General features: G+C 60.1%; 2 protein-coding genes and 1 pseudogene. All 3 read left to right on the top strand.

Features of this window, described 5'->3' with window-relative positions; translation table 11 throughout:
• A partial coding sequence (gene trbG / locus AC1DUU_RS31265) for a P-type conjugative transfer protein TrbG (RefSeq protein WP_476787186.1) occupies positions 1–744 on the top strand: 744 nt, incomplete at its 5' end.
• A gap of 2 nt (positions 745–746) precedes the next feature.
• On the top strand, positions 747–1,181 hold the full coding sequence (gene trbH, locus AC1DUU_RS31260; RefSeq protein ID WP_476787185.1) for a conjugal transfer protein TrbH: 435 nt from the start codon (positions 747–749) through the stop codon (positions 1,179–1,181).
• 14 nt (positions 1,182–1,195) lie between these two features.
• Positions 1,196–1,712 (top strand): annotated as a pseudogene (locus tag AC1DUU_RS31255) (IncP-type conjugal transfer protein TrbI); the annotation flags it as partial.

Here is a 1,712-nt window from a genome sequence, read left to right as displayed (position 1 = left end):
GGTATGAACGCCAACGAACAAAAGGGCACCGGCATTTCCGGACAGTGGCGAGGGAAAAAGGGCCTCGTGACCAAAGGGGCCGACGGCAAAGTGATCTTCCTCTATGGCGAGGTCCAGCCTTCCGTCGTCTGCTCACCCCTGCAGGTCTGCGATATAGAGCTTCAGGCAGGCGAGGCAGTGCGCGACGTGCTGGTCGGCGATACGGTGCGCTGGAAGGTTGAGCCAGCGACCTCAGGCGCCATCGGCGGCCAGGCGATCCACCTGATCGTCAAACCGTCCGAACCGGATCTTGTCACCTCGATGGTCGTAACCACCTCGCGACGCACCTACCACATTCAGCTCAAATCGCATCAAAGCCAGTACATGGCGCGTGTCGGTTTCGAGTACCCGGAGGATGTGAGCTCGAAGCTCGCGGACGTCAATGCACGATTGGAGGCAAGCATTATTCCGGGCGCCGGCGTTCCGGCGGAGCAACTGAATTTCAGCTATTCCGTCTCGGGCAATGCTCGCTGGAGGCCGACACGGGTCTATTCCGACGGGACCAAGACCTACATCCAGTTTCCGCGATCAGTCTCCGGGCAGGATGCGCCGGTGCTGTTCGTGGTCTCGGGGGGTGAGAATCGCGTCGTCAACTATCGGATGAAAGGGGACATGATGGTCGTGGACTATCATGTCGACCGCGCGGTCCTTGTCTCTGGCGTCGGAAGGAAACAGGAGAAGATCACCATCAGGCGAGGAGGCTGACAATGCGCCACAACATAGCCATTCTGTTTTTGTCGAGCGCGCTTGCCGCTTGCCAAGCCTCCATGACCGATGGGCTCGTCGAAAGTTTAGCGCCGCCGGAGATTTCTGGACCTGTTGCGAGCGCCATTGCAGGCGACATGGTCACAAAGCTTGCCGAACAGATTGGTCCCGCAAGCGGCACCATCATTTTGAAACCTGACAGCTCACCCTTTGGCCAGGCGCTTGAGGCGTCGCTGAAGAGCTGGGGTTATGCCGTCGTCACCGACCAGAAGACGGACGGCCAGAAGGAGATCCCGCTCGCCTATGCCATCGACAGCCATGAAGGCCAGGTCCTGGCGCGACTATCGACAAACACCGTCGAATTAGGCCGCGCCTACAAGGCGACGATGTCAGGAGCCTCTCCGGCAAGTCCGCTTTCGGTCATGCGCCGCGGATAAGGGAGGGGGAAGGCATGGTTCAATCCTTGAAGCTCAGCGGGGTTGCAACGGTGGAGAGCGCCTCCGGCATCCGTCGACTCAACCGGCTGCCGGTCATCCTGGCGGCAGTACTCGTCGTCTTGTTCTTCGCCGTCATCATCTTTGGCTTGACGTCGCGTGGCTTGTATTTCGACCGTGACGAGGGCATTGGCGCCGCGTCGAACAATTCGGCATCGACATATGCCGACCAGCTGAAACGCGGGGTGTCGGACGGGATCATCGGTGAGCCGGTTGGGGCGATCACGCTTGGACCCTTGCCGGCTGTTCCGGCGCAAACGCAGCAGGTAACTGCGAATCCRTTCGCAAGCAGGCCCCAGGGTGAAGAGCATGTTTTGGAGCAGGGCGAGCCGGAAGGGGCGTGGAAGGCTCGCCTCGAGCGTGAACAGCGCGAACAGTATATTCGAGAGCGCCATCGCCAGAAGATGGCACGGTTTCAGGCCAATGATGCTGCCTACGACTCTCCCCTCACCGTGAACCTCAACAAGCTGGAAG

Source organism: Aminobacter sp. P4_H6_2, from assembly GCF_056400805.1.
The sequence above is the reverse complement of the archived record's forward strand: the minus strand, read 5'-3'. Positions and strand labels throughout refer to the sequence as shown.